Source organism: Streptomyces sp. H39-S7, from assembly GCF_027158205.1.
Taxonomy (GTDB): domain Bacteria; phylum Actinomycetota; class Actinomycetes; order Streptomycetales; family Streptomycetaceae; genus Actinacidiphila.
The window spans coordinates 1-21,939 of sequence record NZ_JAPVLU010000089.1 but is presented as its reverse complement, the minus strand read 5'-3'; the positions used below and the strand labels follow the sequence as shown (position 1 = coordinate 21,939).

Below are 21,939 nucleotides of genomic sequence, written 5' to 3'. Positions count from 1 at the left end.
CTTGTGCACGGGGACAGCACCTCAGAGAGCGGCCTCCGCCAGCAGGCCGACCTGCTTGAGGTCCGCGGTGCACGGCAACAGGATCAGCTCGTCGCAGCCGGCCCGCGCGTAGGCGCCGACGGCCTCGCGGATCTGCGCGGGGTCCACGAGCACCCCGGTGGCGGCCCGCTCCGCCTTCACGTTCACGAAGGAGTAGTAGTCGCGCAGATAGCGGCCGGCCGTCGGTCCCGCGTCCGGGCCGAGGCACGCGTACACCAGCGAGACCATCCGCGGCCGGTCGGTTCGGCCCGCCGCGGTCCACTCCTCCTTCGCACGGCGTACCAGCTCGCCGTAGTCCGTGGCGGAGCTGCCGCCGGCGATCCAGCCGGTGCCGTACTTCGCCGAGCGGCGCATCGCCGCCCGCGAGTGGCCGCCGACGAGCAGCGGGATCCCGCCCGGACGGTCCGGCCGCGGGCCGATGCCGGGCACCGGTCCCGCGCCGTCCCAGGTGGCGCGCAGCTCGTCCAGGAGGGTGTCGAGCCGCGGCCCCCTCCCGGGGTAGTCCGCGCCGGTGGCGGCGTAGTCGTCCTCCCGGCCGCCGGCCGCGACCCCGAGGGTCAGCCGGCCGCCGGAGATCGCGTCGACGGTCGCTGCCTGCTTGGCGAGCAGCGACGCCCCGCCGCGGTACCCCGCGATGAGGATGGTGCTGGCGAGCCGGATCCGGCTGGTGACCGCGGCCGCGGCGGCCAGCGAGACCAGCGACTCGAAGTTGTCGTACACCAGCCGGTCCAGCACGCCGAGGCTGGCGAAGCCGGCCTGCTCGGCCTCGCGCGCCCAGGAGGGCAGTTCCGTCCCGGACTTGTCGGGGACGGTGGTGGGCAGGCCCAGTCCGATGTCCACGTCAGACACCGCCGTCGACGTTGAGCGTGGCACCGGAGATGTAGCGGGAGGTGTCACCGGCCAGGAAGAGCACCGCGCCGGCGACGTCGTCCGGCTGGCAGATCCGGCCCAGCGCCGTCATCCCGACGATGCGTTCGACGGCCTCCGGCGGCAGCCCGGCGCCAGGTTCGGTCTCGGTGAGCCCGGGCGCGATGGTGTTGACGCGGATGGAGCGCGGTCCGAGCTCCTTGCACAGCGCCCGGGTCAGGCCGATCAGCGCGGCTTTGGAGGCGGTGTAGTGCACCCCGCGCACCCGGCCGCGCAGGGCGACGGACGAACCGATGTTGATCACCGAGGCGCCGTCCGCCAGGAGGTCGAGCACGGCCTGGGTCACCAGGTAGGCGGAGGTGACGTTGTGGTCGAAGACCCGGTGCCACTCGGTCTCCGGCAGCTCGCCGAACCAGACCTGGCCGTCCACGCCCACGTTGTTGACCAGGACGTCCAGCGCCCCGAACGCCTCCCGCACCCGTTCGGCGAGCCGGCGGACGTCGGGGGCGTCGGTGACGTCGGCCTGGAGCAGCAGATGGCCGTCGCCGAGCTCCTTCAGTTCCCGGGTGAGCGTTTCGGCGTCCTCCCCCGCGCCCCGTGAGACCACCACGACGCTCGCTCCGGCGCGTGCGAAGGCCAGCGCCGAGGCGCGTCCGATCCCCCGGGTTCCGCCGGTGATCAGGACGCGTTTGCCGGCCAGTCCCTGCTCCATCTCCTCCTCCTTCTGTGAGTCCTCAGTACGCGGCGTCGACCTCGTAGATACCGAAGGGGACGGCGAGCCGGGTGTCGCGGTAGGGCCGCAGCGGCGCGGTGTCGCCGCGGTGCCCGGCCCCCTCCTCCCAGACGCGGAAGGCCGCGAGGTCCGCCCACCGGCTCACCACGACCACGCTGGTGGGATCGACGGCGGACTGCAGCAGTTCGTTGCCGAGCATGCCCGGCACCTCCGCCAGCCGCTTGCTGACCAGGTGGTACGCCTCCCGCAACCCGGCCTGCTCGGCCTCGTCGCGCACCTGGTGATGGATCATCACCAGCACTTCACCGGGCATGGGCGGCACCCTCGATGTGCTCCACCACCCGCATCGTGTCGAACGTGGCGGACGCCCGGTAGGCGTGCAGCCGCTCGCGGTGGGCGACGTGGGCCTTGCCGTCCTCGAAGGCGCGGAAGCCCGTCTCGTCGGTCCAGTCGCTGACGATGTAGTACGTGTCCTCGTCGGCGGTGCTGCGGGCCAGCCACTGGCCGATGTTGGCGGGGTGGCCGGTCACCGCGTCGGTGCCGCTGCGCCACTCCTCCTCGAACTCGGCCGCCAGGCCCGGCTTGATGGTCATCTCCAGCATCACCCGGAACGCTCCGCCGGCCATCAGGAGATCCCCCCGTCGACCGAGATCGTGGCGCCGGTGACATAGCGCGACAGATCGCTGGCGAGCCAGAGGATGGCGCCGGCGACCTCGTCGGGCAGGCCGAGGCGGCCCAGCGCGGTCTTGGCGCTGTACCGCTGGACCATCTGGTCCTGCGAATCCTGCGGCAGGGCGTACAGCGCCTCGGTTTCGATGACCCCGAGGGAGACCACGTTGATCCGGATGCCCTGGGAGCCGAGTTCCTTGGCGAGCGAACGGGTGAGGCCGATGAGTGCCGACTTCGTCGCCGTGTAGTGCGCCCGCAGCGGTATGCCCGCCTCGGCGCCCTTGGAGCCGATGCTCACGATGGAGGAGCCGGCGCCCAGCAGCGGCAGTGCGCCCTGCGTCACCAGGTGGGTGGAGGTGAGGTTGGTGGTGACGATGCGCTGCCACTCCTCGAACGGGAGCTTCGCGTACGGGATGTGACTGATGGTGCCCGCGTTGTTGACCACCAGGTCGAGGTGGCCGTACAGGGTCCCGGCCTGCTCCAGCAGGTCCGCGACCTGAGTGGGGTCGCCGACGTCGGCGCGCAGCACGTGGTGGTCGCCGCCGATCTCCTTGAGCTCGCGCTCCAGGGTCGAGACCCGCTCGCCCTCCTGCAGGTAGCAGGTGATGACGTCGACGCCGGCGCGGGCCAGGGCGAGCACGATGCCGCGCCCCACGCCCCGGGTACCGCCGGTGACCAGCGCCTTCTTCCCTCGTAGACCGAGGTCCATGGAATTCCTCCTCAAAGAAGCGTGGCCAGCGCCGCGCAGTTGGACAGCAGGGCGAGCATGGTGATCACGCTGCGCCGCTTGTTCCACAGGCCCCACTGGCCGCGGCGCTGCGTCGCGTCGAAGCCGGCGGGCAGGTTGTCCGGGTCGACGGTGCGGATCCACCGGTTGACGGGGACGTTCTTGGCGAACGAGATGACCACGGTGCACAGCGCGAGCAGTGCCGCGGCGGTGAAGCAGGCCCGTGCCCAGCCGTCACCGACGGTGGCGGCGAGCACGGTGTCGCCCAGCAGGGTGCCCAGGGTGCAGATGGGCATGTACGGGTCGTAGCGGCCGGAGAAGAACGCGTGCGTCCTGACGTAGCCGTCGTCGGGCAGTCCCGCGAGCAGCGGCCAGCCGCCGAGCAGCGTGCCGAGCATGCATCCGGCCGCGAGCCCGTTCATCAGCAGCACGAGTGGGATGAGGAGAGCGGGCACCGGTGACCTCCGGGAGTGCGTCCGCGGCTACTTCCCGAGGGAGGCGGCCTCGACCTTGTCCTTGATGAGCGCCATCTGGATGGCCGTGTTCCGGTTCAGGTGCGCGGTCATGCCGGCATCGTCGACGGGGGCCTGCGGCTTCATGTGGAAGTCCTGGACCCAGCGCATCCGCACGCCCTCGGGCGTCTCGGTGTACTCCCAGAAGATGTCCATGAACTCGAACGGTCCGGTCTCCACGCGGTGTGCCCGCACCGTGTGGGTGTCCGGGTCCGGGGTGCGCTCCGAGACCCAGCTCCACACCTGTCCGTCGTCGTCCGGGTGCATCGTCAGCCGGAACTTCACGGTCTCCCCGGACTGCTCCAGGATCTCGGCCTTGGCGTACTCGCTGAACAGGTCCGGCCAGTTGGGGACGTCGTTGGTGATGTCCCAGACCGTGCCGATCGGCGCGTTGATCACTATCTCGTTGTCCGTGTGCCCGGCCATCGCCACTCTCCCTTGTCTCTCGCCTTCGTCCCGTTCCGCCGTCAGGAGGCGGAACGTCCCAGTACCAGGGCCGCGTTGAAGCCGCCGTGTCCCCGGGCGAGGACCACCGCCGTGCGCAGTGCGACGGCCCGGGGTTCGCCCAGGACCAGGTCCAGGCCGTACCCGGGGACCGGTGCGTCCGGTCCGACGGTGTGCGGGATGACCTGGTCGCGCAGGGCCAGTGCGGCGGTCGCCACGTCCAGCGCCGCGCCGCCGCCGTACAGCCGTCCGGTCAGCGTCTTGGGCGCGGTGACCGGTACTCCGCCGGGCCCGAACACGGCCCGGAGCGCGGCGGCCTCCGCCGCGTCCTGCTCCGGCACGCCGGACGCGTCCGCGAAGACCACGTCCACGCCGGACGGTGCCACTCCGGCGTCGGCCAGGGCCGCCTCCAGCGTGCGGCGCAGCGCCGGCGGCCGCTCCGAGCCGGGCGCCGGGTCGAAGCCCGCCGCGTACCCGAGCACCTGGGCGTAACCGCCGCCGGCGCCACGCGCCTCCGCGTCCGCGGCCCGTTCCAGGATCAGCATCGCGCCGCCCTCACCGGGCACGTAACCGCTGGCCGCGGCGTCGAACGGCAGGTAGGCCCGGCCGGGGTCGGCGACCGTCGACAGGTTCCCGGTGCTGAGCTGGGCGGTCAGCCCGTACGGGCACAGTGAGGCGTCCGTGCCGCCGGTCACCACCAGCCGGGAGGTGCCGCGCAGCAGCCGACGGCTCTGCCCGATCGCGTCCAGGCCGCCGGCCTGTTCGCAGCAGAGCACGCCGCAGGGTCCGCGCATGCCGTGCCGGATGGAGACCTGCCCGGTGGTCGCCGCGTAGAACCAGGCGATCGACTGGTAGGCGCCGACCCAGGACGGGTCGTGCTGGTACAGGTTCTCCATCTCGTGCTGACCGAACTCGGTGCCGCCGGAGGAGGCCGCGGTGACCACGGCCATCTCGAACTCGGGCAGTTCGGCCGGCACGACCTTCGCGTCGGCCAGCGCCTCGGCGGCGGCGTCCAGGCCCAGGTGGGTCCAGCGGTCGGTCTGGGTGATCAGCCGGCTGGGGACCTGCGCCTTGGTGTCGAAGTCCGCCACCTCGCCGGCCAGCTGGACGGGGTAGCTGCTGGGGTCGAAGCGGGTGATCCGCCCGATCGCCTGCTTCCCCGCCAGGACCGCCTCCCAGTGCTCCTCCACCGTCAGGCCGGTCGGCGCGGTGACGCCCAGCCCGGTGATCACCGGGGCGGCTTGAGTCGCGCTGCTCACCGTCAGCTCCTCTCGTACGGGACGGCACCGGGCCTGGCCAGCACCATCGCGCTCTGGAAGCCGCCGAATCCGCTGCCCACGCTGAGCACCACATCCATGGCGTGGTCCCGGGCGGTGACCGGCACGTAGTCCAGGTCGCACTCGGCGTCGGGGTTCTTCAGGTTGGCGGTGGGCGGGACGACCTGCCGGTCCAGGGCCAAGGCGCAGGCCGCGACCTCGATGGAGCCGATCGCTCCCAGCGAGTGCCCGACCATGGACTTGATGGAGCTGACGGGCACGTGGTAGGCGTGATCGCCCAGACTCCGCTTGAACGCGGCCGTCTCATGACGGTCGTTCTGCTTGGTGCCGGAACCGTGGGCGTTGATGTAGCCGACGGCGGTCGGGTCGAGCTTCGCCTGGTCCAGGGCGACCCGGATGGCCTCGGCCATCTCGCGTCCCTCGGCCTTGAGTCCGGTCATGTGGAAGGCGTTGCTGCGCCCGGCGAAACCGACGAACTCGCCGTAGATCTTGGCACCGCGCGCCTCGGCGGCCGACTTCTCCTCCAGGACCAGGACCGCGGAGCCCTCCGCCAGGACGAAGCCGTCGCGGTCCCGGTCGAACGGCCGGGAGGCGTGCTCCGGGTCGGCGTTGTTCGACGTGGTCGCCCGGATCGCGTCGAAGCAGGCGGCGGTGATCGGCGAGAGCGGTGCGTCGGTGGCCCCGGCCAGGACGACGTCGGCCGAGCCCTCCTCGATCAGCTGCACCCCGTGCCCGATCGAGTCCAGCCCCGAGGTGCAGCCGGTGGAGACCAGCGCCACCGGCCCCTCGGCGCCCACCGCGTGGGCGACCTCCACGGCCAGGGTGCTGGGCACCATGTAGCCGTACAGGTGCGGCACGCCGTAGGTGCTGTCGACGAGCCAGTGCTTGCCGCCGTCGCTGAGGGTGACGTACTCCTCCTCCAGGCCCATCGTGCAGCCGACCGCGCTGCCGATGGAGACCGCGATCCGCTCCGGCGGAAGCGCGGAGAGCTCGGCACCGCTGTCCTCCAGCGCCTCGCGCGCGCAGACCACCGCGAACTGCGCGGCCCGGTCCATCCGACGGATCTGCTGGGGCGTCAGCCCGGCCGCGACCGGGTCGAAGTCCACTTCCGCGGCCACCTGGGAACGGAACGGCGCGGGATCGAAAAGCGTGATCCGCCGGGTGGCGGTCCGGCCGGCGGAGAGCTGGTCCCAGAACCCCTCCCGGCCCACGCTTCCCGGTGCCAGCACGCCGATCCCGGTGACCACCGCACGACGGCTCACGGGGCGCCACCCACGTTCGGGTTGGGCGCCTGCGGGTTCGTCGGCAGTTCGGTGTCCACGTGGCCGAGGTCCGGGCGGGGCGCCAGCGGGGAGAGGTGGAAGGCGCAGTGCGCCGTCACCTCGCCGATGTTGACGAGCCGGTGGCGGACACCGATGGGCACCAGCAGGGAGTCGCCCGCGCCCAGCTTGAGCGGCTCACCGTCCAGCGTCATCTCGAGTTCTCCCTCGATGACGTGGATGAACTCCTCGGAGTACGGGTGGTAGTGCTCGGTCACGAACTCGGCGGGGTCCAGGTACATCACTCCACCGAAGCCCGAGGTCGAGCCCGCCGTCACGGGGCTGAGCGTGACCCGGATGTCGCCGCCGCGCTTGCGGTTGGGCGACACCTCGTCAGCCGAGATCCGCACAGGCTGCGCGGTCATTGGATCCTCCCCTGATCGGCCGTCCACACGTAGAAGGGCACCGCCATGGCGTCCTTGGGCTCTTTCCAGTTCGGGTCGAAAGGCGACACACACTCCGCGAGCTTGCGGTTGATGTCGTCGTAGAGCGGGTGGCTGCGCGCCTTGTAGAGGCCGTCGGTAATGTCCTCGTCCGCCTCCACCAGGTGGAAGTACAGGTCATGGAAGGCGAAGAGGGTCCGTCGCGACACGCCAATCATGTGCGGCAGATCCGACGCGTCAGACTCCGCGAAGATCTTCGCGATGTCATCGGCCTTACCCGGCCGCATCTTCGCCACGATCAAAGTCCGGTGCACCGTCGACCTCCTTCAGTACGAGTTGCTCGGACCAACAGCCGGAACCGTCACAGGACGCTCTAAAGACCTGCTCGAATCGGGCTGCACTTGGACTTGCGGGCGACCGCCGGCCGCGAACGCGACAGCGCTCCACGCGTCCCGCCGCAGGGGCGGGACGCGTGGAGCGCCGGGGGAGAATCCGTCGGCCGTCAGTGCACGGTCAGGCCTTCGTCTCCAGGGTGTCCACGCTGAGCTGGAGGATGCTGCGCATGGACGCGTTGCGGAAGAACGCGCCGAACGCCTGCGGCGACGAGGTGTCCCGCTCCTCCAGCAGGTACGGAGCCAGCCGGCTCTCCGCCGCGTGCACGCCGGGCTGCATGGCCATGTGCTTGCCCACCGCCGCCAGGTCGCCTTCGTAGTGGATGCAGCGGACCATCACATCGTCCTTGATGAACAGTCCCGTGCCGAGGATCCGACCGGCGTCCGTACCCTCATCGGTACGCAGATCAGCGGTGTCCACCCGGTTGAAGTTCTCGAAGATCTTGGCGATCTCGTCCTCGTGCCCGGGCTTGACCCGGTAGACGATCGCTGCGTACGGCATGCGATTCCTCCCACAGATTCGATCTCGAAAGCGGCCGGTCGCCCCAGCCGGCCGGTGGCGCTGTACCGATCAGTCGCGCTGCGACAACCCCGGTCTCCCGGTGGCGGTCAGCGGCTCTGCGCGGGGCTGGTGTTGATCATCTTCAACAGGATGCGCGGGGTCTCCGCCTCGACCACCGCGTCGTCCGAGAGGTCGATTGCGCGTTCCCGCTTGATCACGCCGGTCACCTGGAGCAGCGCGAGCGAGTCATAGCCGAGTTCCATGAAAGGGGTGTCCTGGACGTCGCCGTCGAGGTCGACGCCGTCGGGCTCACCCGCGCATTCGCGCAGCTTGGCGGTCAGCTCCTGCAGAGTGAAGTCACTCATCCGGTTTCCTCTCCTCACTGTCGTGAGCCCGCTGAAGGACCCGGACGGCAGCGTGCCCACCGCTCCTCCAGAAGGACTTGAGCCGGAGTGGGACGGGGGTGACGGAGCCGAGGCCGGCGCGACCGGCCTTCTAGCCGGCTTCGACGCGGCCCCGCGATGGTCGGGCGATCCAATGTCCGGTCACTCCAAGGAGGATCATGTGACGACGACCGGAGACCTGCCCGCCACCGCGGAAGTAAGCCCTGGGCCGCTGATCCGGCTCTCCATCGCGGACTGCGGGGCCAAGGTGCTGCAGGGCGCGGTGCGCGTAGGGGTTTTCACCGCCCTGGCGTCCGGGCCCGCCACGGAGTCCGAGATCCGGGAGCGCACCGGTCTGCACCCCCGGTTCGCCGCCGACTTCCTCGACGCCCTGGTCGGCCTGGGCCTGCTGGACCGGGAGGACGGGGCGTACCGCAACTCTGCCCTGTCCACGGCCTACCTGGTGGAGGAGACCGAGAGCTACCTGGGCGGTTTCATCGAGCTGACCAATGAGACCCTCTACGACACCTGGGGGCGGCTGCCCGACGCGCTGATCAGCGGCGAACCGCAGACCCTCGACCCGGACAAGGGCGGTTTCTTCGGCGACCGCCACGAGAACCCGGAGAAGATGAAGCGGTTCCTCAAGGGCCTGGACGCGTTCAGCGACCGCATGGGCACCGAGCTGGCCGCGGTCATCGACTGGGGCCCGATCTCCACCTTCACCGACCTCGGCGGCTCCCGCGGCAACCTGTCCTCGGTCCTGGCCCGCACCCACCGGCACCTGACGGGGGTCTGCTTCGACCTGCCGCGCACCCAGCCGCTCTTCGAGGAGCACATGGGCCGGCTCGGGCTCACCGACCGGGTGACGTTCCGGGGCGGGGATTTCTTCGCCGACCCGGTGCCGAGCACCGAGGTCGTCGTCCTCGGCCACATCCTGCACGGCTTCGACAGCGAGCACAGTCTGACGCTGCTGCGGCGGATCTACGACAGCCTGCCCCCCGGCGGTCAGGTGCTCATCTACGACCGCATGATCGACGACGACCGGCGGGACTCCGACCGGCTGCTGAGCAGTCTGCACATGAAGCTGGTCAGCCAGAACGGCCAGGAGTACCGGGTCGGCGACTGTGTTCGGTGGCTGCGCGAGGCCGGCTTCGCCGAAGCCTCCGCACAGCCGCTGCTCAGCACCCACACCCTGGTGATCGGACGGAAGGGAGATCGCAGTGGCTGACGAGAACGTGCCGGTGCTCGTCATCGGCGGCGGCCTGACCGGACTTTCGGCGAGTGTCTTCCTCACCCACTTCGGGGTGCGCTCCCTGCTGGTGGAGCGGCACCCGGACACCTCCGGTCACCCCAAGGCGCGGGCCATCAACCCCCGCACCATGGAGATCTTCCGCGCGGTGGGCATGGAGGACGCCATCCGCGCGGAGGAGTCGCCGATCGCCGGGAACGACGTCCTGGTGCACGTGGAGACCCTCGCGGGACCCGAGCGGGTCAGGATGCCCAGTGCGGCGCCCGACGACCTCAGCCGGATCACCCCGGCCCGCTGGGCGATGATCGACCAGAACCAGCTGGAGCCGCTGCTGCGCAAGCAGGCCGTGGCCACCGGCGCCGAGGTGCGCTTCAGTACCCAGCTGGTGTCCCTGGAGGAGGACCTCGACGGGGTGCTCGCCACGGTGCACGACCGGTCGACCGGCGTCACCAGCACCATCCACGCCAACTACGTGATCGCCGCGGACGGCAGCCGCAGCCCGGTGCGCCGGATGCTGCGGGTGCCCGACCGGGGCAGGGGGACCATCACCAACCTGGTGAGCTTCTTCTTCCACGCCGACCTGACCCCGGCCCTGGCCGGCCGCAAGGTCATCGCCGCGTACGTCAACAACGCGGTGGTGCGCGGCACGCTGATCCCCATCGACAACGAGAAGCGCTGGGTGTTCAACGTCTCCTTCTATCCCGAACAGGGCGAGGGGCCGGAGGACTTCACCGAGCGGCGCTGCCTGGAACTGCTGCGCAGCGCGATCGGCATCGACGACCTGTACGCGGAGATCGAGGACGGCCGGATGCTGCCGTGGGAGATCTCCATGCGGATCGCCGAGCAGTTCCGCGCGGGCCGGGTCTTCATCGCCGGCGACGCCGCGCACGTCATCCCGCCGACCGGCGCGTTCGGGGCGAGCACCGGCATCCAGGACGTCTACAACCTGTCCTGGAAGCTGTCGCTGGTGCTGGCCCGGGCCGCGGGCCCCGGTCTGCTGGACACGTACGGCACCGAGCGCCGCCCGGTGGCCCTGGAGACGGCCCGACAGGCGGGGCTGCGCTTCGCCGTCCGGGAGGGCAAGCGGCTGGAGGACGTGTCGGACGAACTCGTCGACGAGACGACCATGACGTTCGGCTACCGCTACCGTTCGGGCGCCTTCTCCCCGCAGTTCGCCGAACCGGCGGGACCGCTCCTGGAGGACCCGGACCACCCGTCCGCGCAGCCCGGGGCACGGGCACCGCACGTGCTCGTCCAGGCGAAGGACGGCCCCGAGATGTCCGTCGTGGACCTCTTCGGCCGCGGCTTCGTCCTGTTCACCACGGGTGCGGCCGACAGCCTGGCCGCGTCCGCGGCCCAGACCGCCGGCCGGCTCGGCGTGGACCTGGTCGCGTACCGGGTGGGGCCGGACGGCGATCTCTCCGACCCCCGGGGCGAATGGGCGGCCCGCTACAAGGCCGGCGACGACGGGGTGGTGCTGGTGCGCCCCGACGGCTTCGTCGGCTGGCGCGCCGCGGGGGCCGTGCCCGGCGCCGCGGACCTGGAGCGGGCGCTGCGCCAGCTCCTGGATCTCGGGGCGGCCTGAGCCGTCCACCAGGGCGGCCACCACAGACGGGAGCCGCGCCACCGCCCGGGACAGGCGGTGGCGCGGCTCCTCGGTTCTCCCACTCGTCACCAGGTGCGGGAGTGCGCCGCCCGGGACAGGGCGTCGGCCAGGACCACAGCCGGATCGGCCACCGGGCCGCGGCTGCGCCAGGCGATGAACCCGTCGGGACGGATCAGCACCGCGCCGCCCCCGCCGACCCCGTAGGCCGTGCTGAAGCCCGCGCCGGCCGGCTGGGCCAGCACCCCGATACCGGACCGGGCCGCCAGCGGCGCCGCCGCGGCCAGCCAGGCGCGGCCGTCGTCGGTGGTGTCGTCGGCCAGCAGCACGAAGTCCCGGGCGATCAGGTCGTGCAGCGGGACCGGGCTGCCGCCGGGCCGCTCGATCATGAAGTGCGGGGCCCGGGTGCCCGGTGTCCCGGTGGCCAGGTGCGGGTCCTCGAAGACCGCTCCGTCGTCGACGCCGTCCGCGTCGGGCAGCACCGCCACGGAACGGTAGCGCTGGCCGAACAGCACGGTCGGCTCGGGCCGGTGCCGGGCGGCGATCTCCTCGTCGAGCCCGTTGCGCTGCAGATAGCGGATGACGCCCTGCTCGACGGTGAACTCCGCGACCGGCAGCCGTTCCGGCTCGTAGCTGTCCAGCAGCGAGGGCCTGGCCAGCCCGCGCAGCACCAGGGCGAGCTTCCAGGACAGGTTGTGCGCGTCCTGGATGCCCATGTTGCCGCCGAACCCGCCGGTCGGCGGCATCACGTGCGCGGCGTCACCGGCCAGGAAGACCCGGTCATGGCGGAACCGCTGCGCGACCTTGGCGGCGATTTCCCAGTCCTGCCCCGACTCCACCTCGACGTCGAGGCCGGGCACGCCGACCGCGGCCCGGATCAGCGCCAGGCAGCGCTCGGTGGTGTAGTCGGCGGCGGACTCGTCCGGCTGCAGGCTGACCGCCAGGCACCACCGGTGCGTGTGCGGGTCGAGCTGCCCCAGCACGCCGTGCACGTCGGCGTTCTTGACGAAGCACAGGAAGAACTCGCGGCCGGCGACCAGGGAGGTCAGATCCGCGTGGAAGATCATGATGAGCTGGCGGCCGAAGGCGCCGGGGCCCTCCGCCTTGATGCCGAGCCCTTCCCGGATCGGACTGCGGTTGCCGTCCGCCGCGAAGAGGTAGTCGGCCCGTACGTCGTGCTCCTCGCCGGTCTCCACCGAGCGGATCCGGGCGGTGACCCCGTCCTCGTCCTGGGTGTAGCTCACCATCTCGGTGCCGAACCGGATGTCGGCGCCCAGCTCCTCCGCCCGGCGCTTGATCACCGGCTCCAGGCGGTCCTGACCGATGAGCGTCCAGCCGGTGGCGCTGACGCCCTGCGGGTCGGCCGGGAACGGGCCGTCGAACCAGCCGAGTTCGGGTCCGGCCAGCGATTCGACCTGCATGATGTTGCCGTACTGGGCGTTGGGAGTCTCCGCGGCCCGTACGTCCGCCTCCAGTTGCAGCGCCCGCAGTATCTCCATGGTGCGCGGGCTGGCGGCCTGGGCGCGCGGTTGCACCGAAACGGTGCGGTGGCGCTCCACCACCAGCGGTGGGAATCCCTGGTGGGAGAGGAAGAGAGCGGCCGACAGGCCCACCATGCTTCCGCCCACGACCAGCACAGGTGTCCGTTCCTCGGCCATGCACAGCCCCCTTGACAGGTGATCGGGTGGGGTCCATCGAACGGCCCGGGGCTCGGTGCGCGGTGGAGCACCGCTCGGGACCGGATGGCCGCCGCGGCCCGGATTCGACCGGTCTTCCAGCACCCGCCGAGATGTCCCTGGGACGTTCCCGGGACCTGACCGTGGTCCCACAGTCGAGAGAGGGATGAGCATGGTGTTGCTGCAAGTGCTGAGCGTCGCCGTGATCCTGGGCACCGGCATAGTCGCCGGGGTGCTGTTCGCCGTGGCGATCAGTGTCATGCCCGCATTGATCGCGATGCCGGCGGACCGATACATCACAACGCACAGACTGCTGGGCCGCCGCTACGACCACATCATGCCGTACATCGTCACGACCTCGGTGGTCGTCGACGTCTTCGCGGCCTTCAGGACCGACTCCTCCGCGAGCCGGCCGCTGTTCGCCCTGGCGGCGGTGTTCATGGTGGGCGTCGCCGTGGTGTCCCAGACCCGCAACGTGCCCATCAACAACCGGGTGAAGAGCCAGGACGAGAACAACCTGAGCCCGGACTGGCAGGACCCGCGCCTGCAGTGGCGCAACTGGCACGCGGTGCGCACCACGTTCGCGATCGTGGCACTGATCCTGACCGCGGCGGCCGTGGCGGTGCTCCGATGAGCCCCACCGACCGGCCCGTGATCGAACTGGGGCGGCCGGGTGACGAGGGGCTGCCCGACAACGAGGCAGTGATCGCCGCGTTGTCGTCCCCGGCCCCCGGCCCCATGGCGCAGCGGTTGCTGCTGCTGCTGCACTTCACCGGCCGGCGCACCGGTCGCGCGTTCACCATCCCGGTGGGCGCCCACACCCTCGACGACCAGCTGGTGCTGGCCACCTCCGGCACCTGGCGGCACAACTTCGCCGGGGGCGCGGACGCCGAGATCACCTGGCAGGGCGCCCGGCAGGCCGCCCGGCTGGAGCTGGTGACGGAGCCGGTCCGGGTCGCCAACAGCTATCTGCGGCTGATCCGCCTGTACGGGCCCGCCGCGCAGCGCCGGCTCGACCTCACGATCAACAGCGACGGCCCGCCGACCACCGCGGACCTGCGGGACGCCGTCGAGCGGTACGGGCTCAGCCTCATCGACGTGCGGCTGCTCGCCCCCGGGCCGTCCGCTCCCACGGAATCCGCGGCACCGGAGAGGACCAGGGCATGAGTGGAATCGTCGGCTGGGTCGACTACCAGCGCAATCTGTCCGAACAGGCGCCGGTGCTGCACGCGATGGCGGACACGCTGAACCATCGCGGCGGCGACGGCGAGGGGCAGTGGCTCTCCCAGCACGCCGGGCTCGCCCACCGCAGGTTCGCGGTGCTCTCCCCGTCCGACAGCGCCCAGCCGGTGATCGCGGACCACCACAGCGAGCCGCTCGCTGTGGCCCTGCTGGACGGGTCGATCTTCAACTTCCGCACGGTGCGGACCGAGTTGGAGGGGCGCGGGCACAAGTTCCGCTCGGGCGGCGATGCCGAGGTGGTGGCCAGGGCGTACCTGGAGTGGGGCAAGTCCTTCGCGGAGCGCTTGGAGGGCGCGTTCGCGGTGGCCGTGTGGGACGTGCTGCGGCAGGAGCTGCTGGTGGTGCGCGACCGCCTCGGCATCAAGCCGGTGTGCTTCGCGCGGACCGGCCCCGACTCCACCTCCGGCTTCGTCTTCGGCTCCGAGCCGAAGGCACTGCTCGCCCACCCGGCGGTCGAACCCGTCGTCACCGCGGACGGCCTGCGCGAGGTCACCGCGCACGGCAAGAAGCCGGGGACCACGGTCTTCCGCGACATCACGGAGGTTCGCCCCGGGCACCTGGTGCGGGTGCACTCCGGCGGTGTCACCGAGGAGCGCTACTGGGAACTGACCGCGCAGCCGCACACCGACTCGCTCGCGACCACCGTGGACACCGTCCGCGGGCTGCTGTCGGAGTCGGTCGCCCGGCACCTGGTCGCCGACGTCCCGATCGCCGCGCTGCTGTCCGGCGGCATCGACTCCAGCGCGCTGACCGCGCTGGCGGCCGGCGCGCTGCGGGCGCAGGGGCGGGGTGCGGTCCGGACGTTCTCGATGAACTTCGCCGGCTACACGGAGAACTTCGAGGTCCATCCGACGATGCGGGCCACCCCGGACTCCCCGTTCGCGACGATGGTCGCCGAGCACGTGCACAGCGACCACACCGAGATCCTGCTCGACACGGCCGCGCTCTCCGACCCCTCGGTGCACGCGCAGGTGATGCGCAGCCAGGACACCCCCTCGCCGCTGGGCGACATGGACGTCTCGCTCTACCTGTTCTTCCGGGCCCTGCGCGACCAGGCCAAGGTGGTGCTCTCCGGGGAGACCGCGGACGAGGTCTTCAACGGCTACTTCTGGGCGTACGACCCGAAGCACGCCAACTCCCAGACGTTCCCCTGGGTCAACTTCGAGCGCGGCCACGACACGGCGGTCGGCGGGCTGGGCACCGGTCTGCTGGACCGGGGGCTGCGGGAGCGGCTGGACTTCATCGGCTACGCGGACGGGCACTACCGCGAGGCGGTCGCCGAGGCCCCGCGGCTGACCGGAGACTCGCCGGCCGAGCGCCGGGCGCGCGAGATCACGTACCTCACCCTCACCCGCTGGGCGCCCACCCACCTGGACCGGGCGGACCGGATGAGCATGGCGGCCGGTGTGCAGTTGCGCGCCCCGTTCTGCGACCACCGGCTGGTGGAGTACGTCTTCAACGTGCCGGCGGAGATGAAGCGGGTGAACGGGCAGGAGAAGAGCCTGCTGCGGGCGGCCGTCTCCGATCTGCTGCCGGAGCCGGTGCTCAACCGCAAGAAGAGCGCGTACCCGACCACGCAGGACGTGGAGTACGGCCGGTTCGTGCACTCGCGCTTCGTCGAGCTGGCGGCCGACTCCTCGGCCGCCGTCCAGCCGCTGCTGGACCAGGCGGCGACGAAGGCGGTGCTGGCCCAGGACACCACGCCCGAGGGCGCGTTCGCCTGGGTGGAGCGGGCCAATCTGGAGATGGTGCTGCAGCTCGACACGTGGCTCACCGAGTACGGGGTGCAGCTCAAGCTCTGACGCCGTGGGAGCACAGGACGAAGGGCCGGTCACCGGGAATCCCCGGTGACCGGCCCTTCGCGTTCCCGCTCTCAGGTGTCGACGCCGACCCGGGTGCCGTTGATCGCGTCACCGGTGTGGCTGTAGACCTGCGTGCCGGCCGGATCGTAGATGGCCACGTTCGCGGTGCCCGCCCAGTACGTCTCGGAGCTGAACGTGCCGTTGCCCCACATGTGCGCCTGTCCGGTGTACGCCCCGGTGGCGGGGTCGGTGTTCAGGATGTGGAAGTTGAAGACGAAGGTGTTGCGTCCGGTCGCCGACCAGTTGCCCATCCCGATGTTCGCGGCCGAGACGTGCATGACCAGGACCAGACCGTCGGAGGTGAAGGCGGTCAGTCCCGGCTGGAAGGTGTCGAAGTGCTGCAGCTGGATGGTCCACGCGCCGGGCAGCCGGCGCTCGGTCGCGTTGCCCGGCCGGGCGGGCTCCGTGCCGGTGTGCGCGGAGGCGGCCGGGGCGGCAAGGATCCCCATCGCCGCCACTCCGAGGCCGAGCGTCCCCGCCGCACCGGCCTTTCTGACGATGTCTCTACGGGCTATCGCGTCCGTCATGTCCAGATCCCCCTGGGTGGCTCAAATGTGATGTTCCGGGTCCCGGCAACCTCTCAGGGGCTACTGGAGTCCGCATCGACACGTACTGGAGTACGAGGTCACCGGGGCTCGACCCACCTTCTAGGCACCGCTGTCACGATCACCCGCGAGAGCTTCATAGAGATACACAAAAGGCCCACAGCGGTACTGAAGAGGCCCCGAGAGGGAGAAGTCCTATGAGCGATGACCGGGTACCGGTCCTGATCGTCGGCGGCAGCCTCGTTGGCCTGTCCACGGCGCTCTTCCTGGCCGGGGAGAAGATCCCCTGCCTGCTGGTCGAGCGGCACCCCGGCACGTCGGTCCATCCCCGTGCGGTGGGGTACTACCCCCGCACGCTGGAGATCCTGCGCGCCGCGGGTCTGGAGGAGACCGTCCTGCAGGCCGCCGCCGGGTTCAAGGACCACACCCTGCGCGCCGGTCTGGAATCACTGACCGGCCAGGTGTTCTGGAGCCGCGACGAACTCGCCGGCGGCGACGAACTCGACGACCTGACGCCGAGCCGGATGGTGCTGCTGCCCCAGGACCGGCTGGAGCCGCTGCTGCGCAGCCGCGCCGAACTCCTCGGCGCCCGCACGTCCTACGGCACCGAACTGGTCTCCTTCGAGGCCGACGCGACCGGTGTCACCTCGGTACTGCGCGACCGCGCGAGCGGCACCGAGCGGACCGTGCGCAGCGACTACCTGGTGGGGGCCGACGGCCCGCGCAGCCTGGTCCGCGAGACGCTGGGCGTGCCGCGGCACGGCCGCGGCGTCATCTCGCACCAGTTGAGCATGGCGTTCACCGCCCATATGCGCGAGGCGCTGGACGGCCGCCGGTTCACGGTGGCGCACGTCCAGAACGACGAGGTGACCGGCATCCTCGTGCACGACGACACCCTCACCGAGGGCACGCTGGTCGTCGCGTACGACCCGGCCGACGGCGACAGCCTGGACGACTTCACCGACGACCGGTGCGTGCACCTGGTGCGGTCCGCGATCGGGGTGCCGGACCTCGACGTGCGCATCCGGTCCCGTTTCCCTTGGGAGATGGCGGAGTTCGCGTCCGAGGAGTACCGCCGCGGCCGGATCTTCCTGGTCGGCGACGCCGCGCACGTGATCCCGCCGACCGGCGGCTACGGCTCCAACACCGGTATCGCCGACGCCCACAACCTCGTCTGGAAGCTCGCCTCGGTCATCCGGGGCACCGCGGGCGCCGGGCTGCTCGACAGCTACGACGAGGAGCGCCGTCCGCTGGGCGACTTCGTCGCCAACCAGGGAGCCCTGGAACTCGCGGTCCGCTCCAACACCGCCACCGACGAGCAGAAGGCGCAGATCGCGGACCCGCTCTCGGTGACGATGGGGTACCGGTACGTCTCCGGGGCGGTGCTCAACGGCTCGGGCGACCAGGCCGTGGAACCGCCCGCGGTCATCGACCCGCGGACCGCCGGCGGCCGGCCCGGCACGCGGGCGCCGCACCTGCTCGTGGAGAGCCAGGGCAAGGAGGTCTCCACGCTCGACCTGTTCGGCGGCGGGTTCACCCTGCTGGCCGGGGAGGACGCGGACCCGTGGTGCGCGTCGGCCGAAACCGCCGCCGAGGAGCTGGGGATACGTCTCACGGTCCACCGGACCGGCGGTACCGGCGGACAGGTGCTGCGCCCGGTCACCGGCGACTTCACCGAGGTGTACGGGGTCGGCCCGCAGGGGGCGGTGCTGGTGCGCCCGGACGGATTCGTCGCGTGGCGCAGTCACGGCTCCGCCGAGGGGGACGCGGACGGGCTCGGCACCGTGCTGCGCCGGCTGCTCGCCCGCGACAGCTGACGGACCACCCCGAGCCCCCCGGAAGGAACGGCCGTGGCCGCGACCCCCATCTCCCGTCACACCAAGCTCATCCTGGCCGGCCTCATGCTGTCGGTCTTCCTGGGCATGCTCGACGGTCAGATCGTCGCGACCTCCCTGCCCAAGATCGTCACCGATCTGGGCGGACTCGGTCTGTTCGCCTGGGTGGCCAGCGGGTACATCATCGCGGCCAGTGTCGTCACGCCGCTGTCCGGCAAGCTCGGCGACCTGTTCGGCCACAAACGCGTGATCATGGCCTCCATCGGCGTGTTCATGGCCGGCTCACTGGCCTCCGGGCTTGCCCGGTCGATGCACCAGCTGATCACCTTCCGGGCGGTGCAGGGACTGGGCGCCGGCGGTCTGATCACCGGGGCCTTCGCCATCCTCGGCGCGCTGTTCAGCCCCCGCGACCGGGCCAGGTACCAGAGCTACTTCGCCGCGAACTTCGCGGTGGCCGCGCTGGCGGGCCCGGCCGTCGGCGGCATCCTCTCCGACCACTTCGGCTGGCGGTGGGTGTTCTTCATCAACCTGCCGATCGGGATCGCCGCCCTGCTGGTGCTGGGCCTGCTGCTCGAACTGCCCGCCACCCGGCGCGAGCCGGTCGTGGACTATCCGGGGATCGCGCTGCTCAGCGGCGCGCTCGTCACTCTGATCCTCTTCGCGAGCTGGGGAGGATCGCGGTACGCGTGGGGCTCCCCGGTCATCGTCGGGCTGGGCGCCGCGACCGTGCTGATCGCGGCGCTGTTCATCGCCGTGGAGCGCGGGGCCGTCGAACCGGTGATCCCGCTGCGGCTCTTCCACGACTCGACGTTCGCGCTCTGCGCGGCCCTCGGCGTCATCGGCGGAGCCGTCTTCCTCGGCTCGGTCAACTTCCTGGCCCTGTTCGCCCAGGGGGTGACCGGCGCCAGCGCCACCGTCTCCGGCCTGGTGCTGCTGCCGATGATGTTCGGCCTGGTCGCCAGCACCATGATCACCGGTCAGGTGATCTCCAGGACCGGCCGGTACAAGTGGTTCCCGGTGGCGAGCATGGCTGTCGGGCTGGTGGGCGTCTCCTTGCTGGCCACCATGACCGCCGACACCGGCCGGGCGGTGGCCTGCCTCTTCATGATCCTGCTCGGGATCGGCTCCGGGCTGTCGCAGCAGGTCCTCACCCTCGCCGCCCAGAACTCCGCCCCGGCCCGGGACATCGGCGCCATCACCGGGACGGTGACACTGGCCCGCCAGGCCGGTACCGCCCTGGGGCTCTCGGTGTTCGCGACCATCTTCTACACCCGGCTGGGGCACCAACTGCCCCGGCACCTGACGCCCGCCCTGGAGGCGGAGCTCGCCGGCCGGGGCGGTGCCTCGTCGCTGGCCTCCACCCACGGCCTGTCGCCCGCACTGGCACACGCCGTGTCGGGCGCCTACGCCGACGCCCTGACCCCGGTGTTCGTCGCCACCGTCCCGCTGCTCGCGGCGGGACTGGTCATCGCGCTGTTCCTCAAGAACGTCCCGCTGCAGGGGCCGGAACGCGGCGCATCCGCCGCCGTCAAGAACGAGCCCCGGCTGACCCACGCCAACGAATCGGACAAGGACTGACCTATGGCAACGCCCCATGACTTCGACGTGATCATCGCCGGTGGGGGGCCGGTGGGTGTCTTCCTGAGCGCAGAACTGCGACTGGCCGGCATCCGCAGCGTGGTGGTGGAACGCCTCGCCGAACGCAGCCCCCACTCGAAGGCGTTCGGTCTGCACTCCCGCTCGATGGAGGTGCTGGACCGGCGCAACCTCATCGACCGGTTCACCGAGGGAGCACGATCCTGGAGCAACGGCCACTTCGCCGGCCAGGACGTCTGGATCGACTTCAGCGTGCTCGACAGCAGCCACGCCTACGCCCTGCTGGTCCAGCAGACCAGGACCGAGGAACTGCTCGAGGAGCACGCGGTGCGCTCCGGGGTGGACATCCGCCGCTCCCACGAGATCACCGGCGTCGAACAGGACGAGGACGGGGTGACGGTCCAGGTCACCGGCGGCGGCGCGGAGTACGCGCTGCGCGGCCGGTACCTCGTCGGCTGTGACGGCGGCCGCAGCCTGGTCCGCAAGGCGGCCGGTATCCCCTTCCCCGGCCAGGGCGGACGGGTCACCGCCCGACTCGCCGACGTGGTCCTGGCCGACGGCGAGAACGCGCCGATGGGCATGGAGCGCACCGAGAACGGCCTGCTGTTCTGCGTCTCGCTCGAAGAGGGGGTGCACCGGGTCGCGACCTTCGACTACACCGAGGAGGGCCGCAAGAGCCCGGACGAGGTGCTGACGCTGGAGGAGTTCCAGAACAGCATGCGCAAGATCTGGGGCACCGACCTGGGCGCCCACGACGCCCGCTGGCTGTCGTGGTTCACGGACTCCGCCCGGCAGGCCGAGACCTACCGGCAGGGCCGGATCCTGCTGGCCGGCGACGCCGCGCACACCCACTTCCCGGTGGGCGGGCAGGGGCTCAACCTCGGTCTGCAGGACGCGTTCAACCTCGGGTGGAAGCTGGCCGCCGAGATCAACGGCTGGGCGCCCGAGGGCCTGCTCGACTCCTACAACGCCGAGCGCCGGCCCCCCGCCGAGGGCGTCATCGCCAACACCCTGGCGCAGATCGCGCTGATGAACCCGGACCCGATCGTCACCCCGCTGCGGGACATGTTCAACCAGCTGATGCAGCTGCCCGACGTGAACCGGTTCCTCGCGGGCATGATCGCCGGCGTGGACGTGCGGTACCCGCCGCAGGACGGCACGCACCACCGGCTGGTCGGCGACTTCGCCCGCGACATGGTGCTCAAGGGCGCCGAGGGGGACGTCCACCTGGCGCACCTGCTGTACGACGGCAAGCCCGTACTGATCGACCTCGCGGGACAGCCGGAGACCGCTGCGACGCTCGCCCGCTGGGCGGCCGCGGCGGGTGCCGGGGACCGGGTGCGGTCCTTCACCGGGACCGCCGACGCGACTCCCGACCTCGCCGCGCTGCTGATCCGCCCCGACGGCTACGTCGCCTGGGCAGCCGACCGCGACGCCACCCCCGAAGAGCTGGTGGACGGGCTGCACCTGGCCCTGTCGACCTGGTTCGGACAGCCCGCCGCCTGACCCTCAGCGGCACTCCCGATCGTCCCCCCGGCCCCCGCGCGAACCCCTCGTGCGGGGGCCGAGCGGTGCTCCAGTGACGCGAGAGCGCGAGGGTGACCATGGGTGCCGGGGCCGTTCCCGGCCCGCAGCGGCGGGCCCGCGGCCCGCCGGCTCCCCTCACCGCCTCGGAGGCCGCCCATGCCGTTCGCCGCCATCACTTACGACATCAAGGCCGGCTATGAGAAGGAGATCGGAGAGATCTTCGGCAGCTTCCGCCGGGTCGGTTCGCCGGTCGTCAAGAGCGACGACGGCGAGGAGACCACCCGGATCCTCGCCACCGCCGTGTTCCTCAGGGACGCCACGATGGTCCGCGTCATCGAGTACGAGGGCGATCTGCAGGACGTCGCCCGCTTCATGGCCTCGCAGCCCGGCGTCCAGGAGGTCGAGCGCAAGCTCGCCCCCTACCTCACCCGGCCGCGCGACACCGGCACTCCGGAGGGCTTCATCGCCACCTTCAACCGGAGCCTGCTCACCTGCCTGACTCAGATCTCGGCGCGCGACGCGTCCTGATCGACGTGCTGACAGGGCGGGGGGCCCCG

24 protein-coding genes are annotated in these 21,939 nt (G+C 71.3%); 9 read left to right on the top strand and 15 right to left on the bottom strand.

Annotation, left to right across the window (positions count from 1 at the left end; translation table 11 throughout):
- Nucleotides 1-21: 21 nt before the first annotated feature.
- The 13 genes from O3X23_RS41825 to O3X23_RS41765 form a co-directional block, all read right to left on the bottom strand.
- Nucleotides 22-888 carry an LLM class flavin-dependent oxidoreductase gene (locus O3X23_RS41825; protein WP_269279895.1) on the bottom strand — a complete coding sequence of 289 codons (867 nt, stop codon included), beginning with the start codon at nucleotides 886-888 and terminating at the stop codon, nucleotides 22-24.
- Nucleotides 881-1,618 carry an SDR family NAD(P)-dependent oxidoreductase gene (locus O3X23_RS41820; RefSeq protein WP_269279893.1) on the bottom strand — a complete coding sequence of 246 codons (738 nt, stop codon included), beginning with the start codon at nucleotides 1,616-1,618 and terminating at the stop codon, nucleotides 881-883. Before O3X23_RS41820 ends, O3X23_RS41825 begins: the two co-directional genes overlap by 8 nt.
- 22 nt (nucleotides 1,619-1,640) lie before the next feature.
- A complete protein-coding gene (locus O3X23_RS41815) occupies nucleotides 1,641-1,952 on the bottom strand; it encodes an antibiotic biosynthesis monooxygenase family protein (RefSeq protein ID WP_269279891.1) in 312 nt (103 codons plus the stop codon).
- Nucleotides 1,942-2,265: an antibiotic biosynthesis monooxygenase family protein gene (locus tag O3X23_RS41810; protein ID WP_269279889.1), complete on the bottom strand. Its 324-nt coding sequence runs from the start codon at nucleotides 2,263-2,265 to the stop codon at nucleotides 1,942-1,944. Before O3X23_RS41810 ends, O3X23_RS41815 begins: the two co-directional genes overlap by 11 nt.
- Nucleotides 2,265-3,017, bottom strand: a complete 753-nt coding sequence (locus O3X23_RS41805) for an SDR family NAD(P)-dependent oxidoreductase (RefSeq protein ID WP_269279887.1) — start codon at nucleotides 3,015-3,017, stop codon at nucleotides 2,265-2,267. The genes O3X23_RS41810 and O3X23_RS41805 overlap by 1 nt, the downstream gene beginning before the upstream one ends.
- Nucleotides 3,018-3,028: 11 nt before the next feature.
- Complete coding sequence (locus O3X23_RS41800; RefSeq protein ID WP_269279885.1) at nucleotides 3,029-3,490, bottom strand: DUF1772 domain-containing protein; 462 nt, start codon at nucleotides 3,488-3,490, stop codon at nucleotides 3,029-3,031.
- 27 nt (nucleotides 3,491-3,517) lie between these two features.
- A complete protein-coding gene (locus O3X23_RS41795; protein WP_269279883.1) occupies nucleotides 3,518-3,973 on the bottom strand; it encodes an SRPBCC family protein in 456 nt (151 codons plus the stop codon).
- 41 nt (nucleotides 3,974-4,014) lie between these two features.
- Nucleotides 4,015-5,250, bottom strand: coding sequence for a ketosynthase chain-length factor (locus tag O3X23_RS41790; RefSeq protein ID WP_269279881.1), 1,236 nt, complete (start codon nucleotides 5,248-5,250; stop codon nucleotides 4,015-4,017).
- Between the two features lie 2 nt (nucleotides 5,251-5,252).
- Nucleotides 5,253-6,638, bottom strand: coding sequence for a beta-ketoacyl-[acyl-carrier-protein] synthase family protein (locus O3X23_RS41785; RefSeq protein WP_269279898.1), 1,386 nt, complete (start codon nucleotides 6,636-6,638; stop codon nucleotides 5,253-5,255).
- Nucleotides 6,527-6,952: a cupin domain-containing protein gene (locus tag O3X23_RS41780; protein WP_269279879.1), complete on the bottom strand. Its 426-nt coding sequence runs from the start codon at nucleotides 6,950-6,952 to the stop codon at nucleotides 6,527-6,529. The genes O3X23_RS41785 and O3X23_RS41780 overlap by 112 nt, the downstream gene beginning before the upstream one ends.
- Nucleotides 6,949-7,284 (bottom strand): TcmI family type II polyketide cyclase, encoded by a 336-nt coding sequence (locus O3X23_RS41775; RefSeq protein WP_269279877.1) that lies wholly within the window; start codon nucleotides 7,282-7,284, stop codon nucleotides 6,949-6,951. Before O3X23_RS41775 ends, O3X23_RS41780 begins: the two co-directional genes overlap by 4 nt.
- A gap of 199 nt (nucleotides 7,285-7,483) precedes the next feature.
- Nucleotides 7,484-7,864, bottom strand: coding sequence for a SchA/CurD-like domain-containing protein (locus tag O3X23_RS41770; RefSeq protein WP_269279874.1), 381 nt, complete (start codon nucleotides 7,862-7,864; stop codon nucleotides 7,484-7,486).
- A gap of 107 nt (nucleotides 7,865-7,971) precedes the next feature.
- Nucleotides 7,972-8,229 carry an acyl carrier protein gene (locus tag O3X23_RS41765; RefSeq protein WP_269279872.1) on the bottom strand — a complete coding sequence of 86 codons (258 nt, stop codon included), beginning with the start codon at nucleotides 8,227-8,229 and terminating at the stop codon, nucleotides 7,972-7,974.
- A gap of 199 nt (nucleotides 8,230-8,428) precedes the next feature.
- Between O3X23_RS41765 and O3X23_RS41760 the strand changes: the two genes are divergently transcribed.
- The gene (locus O3X23_RS41760; RefSeq protein WP_269279870.1) at nucleotides 8,429-9,475 is read left to right on the top strand and encodes a methyltransferase; all 1,047 of its coding nucleotides are present in this window, start codon (nucleotides 8,429-8,431) and stop codon (nucleotides 9,473-9,475) included.
- On the top strand, nucleotides 9,468-11,081 hold the full coding sequence (locus tag O3X23_RS41755) for an FAD-dependent monooxygenase (protein WP_269279868.1): 1,614 nt from the start codon (nucleotides 9,468-9,470) through the stop codon (nucleotides 11,079-11,081). The genes O3X23_RS41760 and O3X23_RS41755 overlap by 8 nt, the downstream gene beginning before the upstream one ends.
- A gap of 86 nt (nucleotides 11,082-11,167) precedes the next feature.
- On the opposite strand, the gene O3X23_RS41750 is transcribed toward O3X23_RS41755, so the two are convergent.
- Nucleotides 11,168-12,757 (bottom strand): FAD-dependent monooxygenase, encoded by a 1,590-nt coding sequence (locus O3X23_RS41750; protein ID WP_269279866.1) that lies wholly within the window; start codon nucleotides 12,755-12,757, stop codon nucleotides 11,168-11,170.
- A gap of 190 nt (nucleotides 12,758-12,947) precedes the next feature.
- Here O3X23_RS41750 and O3X23_RS41745 point away from each other — a divergent pair, with 190 nt between their 5' ends.
- Genes O3X23_RS41745 through asnB form a run of 3 tightly spaced genes read left to right on the top strand, consistent with a single transcriptional unit; the run spans nucleotide 12,948 to nucleotide 15,819 of the window.
- Complete coding sequence (locus tag O3X23_RS41745) at nucleotides 12,948-13,409, top strand: anthrone oxygenase family protein (RefSeq protein ID WP_269279864.1); 462 nt, start codon at nucleotides 12,948-12,950, stop codon at nucleotides 13,407-13,409.
- The gene (locus tag O3X23_RS41740; RefSeq protein ID WP_269279862.1) at nucleotides 13,406-13,942 is read left to right on the top strand and encodes a hypothetical protein; all 537 of its coding nucleotides are present in this window, start codon (nucleotides 13,406-13,408) and stop codon (nucleotides 13,940-13,942) included. The genes O3X23_RS41745 and O3X23_RS41740 overlap by 4 nt, the downstream gene beginning before the upstream one ends.
- A complete protein-coding gene (asnB, locus tag O3X23_RS41735; RefSeq protein ID WP_269279859.1) occupies nucleotides 13,939-15,819 on the top strand; it encodes an asparagine synthase (glutamine-hydrolyzing) in 1,881 nt (626 codons plus the stop codon). Before O3X23_RS41740 ends, asnB begins: the two co-directional genes overlap by 4 nt.
- A gap of 71 nt (nucleotides 15,820-15,890) precedes the next feature.
- Here the strand turns inward: asnB and O3X23_RS41730 are convergent, their stop codons facing one another.
- The gene (locus O3X23_RS41730; RefSeq protein WP_269279857.1) at nucleotides 15,891-16,406 is read right to left on the bottom strand and encodes a hypothetical protein; all 516 of its coding nucleotides are present in this window, start codon (nucleotides 16,404-16,406) and stop codon (nucleotides 15,891-15,893) included.
- Between the two features lie 215 nt (nucleotides 16,407-16,621).
- Between O3X23_RS41730 and O3X23_RS41725 the strand changes: the two genes are divergently transcribed.
- The 4 genes from O3X23_RS41725 (at nucleotide 16,622) to O3X23_RS41710 (ending at nucleotide 21,910) form a co-directional block, all read left to right on the top strand.
- A complete protein-coding gene (locus O3X23_RS41725) occupies nucleotides 16,622-18,241 on the top strand; it encodes an FAD-dependent monooxygenase (protein ID WP_269279855.1) in 1,620 nt (539 codons plus the stop codon).
- Nucleotides 18,242-18,274: 33 nt separating this feature from the next.
- Entirely contained in the window at nucleotides 18,275-19,837 is a 1,563-nt protein-coding gene (locus tag O3X23_RS41720; protein WP_269279853.1) for an MDR family MFS transporter, read from the top strand.
- Between the two features lie 3 nt (nucleotides 19,838-19,840).
- Complete coding sequence (locus tag O3X23_RS41715) at nucleotides 19,841-21,361, top strand: FAD-dependent monooxygenase (RefSeq protein WP_269279851.1); 1,521 nt, start codon at nucleotides 19,841-19,843, stop codon at nucleotides 21,359-21,361.
- A gap of 177 nt (nucleotides 21,362-21,538) precedes the next feature.
- Nucleotides 21,539-21,910, top strand: a complete 372-nt coding sequence (locus tag O3X23_RS41710; protein ID WP_269279849.1) for a SchA/CurD-like domain-containing protein — start codon at nucleotides 21,539-21,541, stop codon at nucleotides 21,908-21,910.
- Nucleotides 21,911-21,939 lie beyond the last annotated feature (29 nt).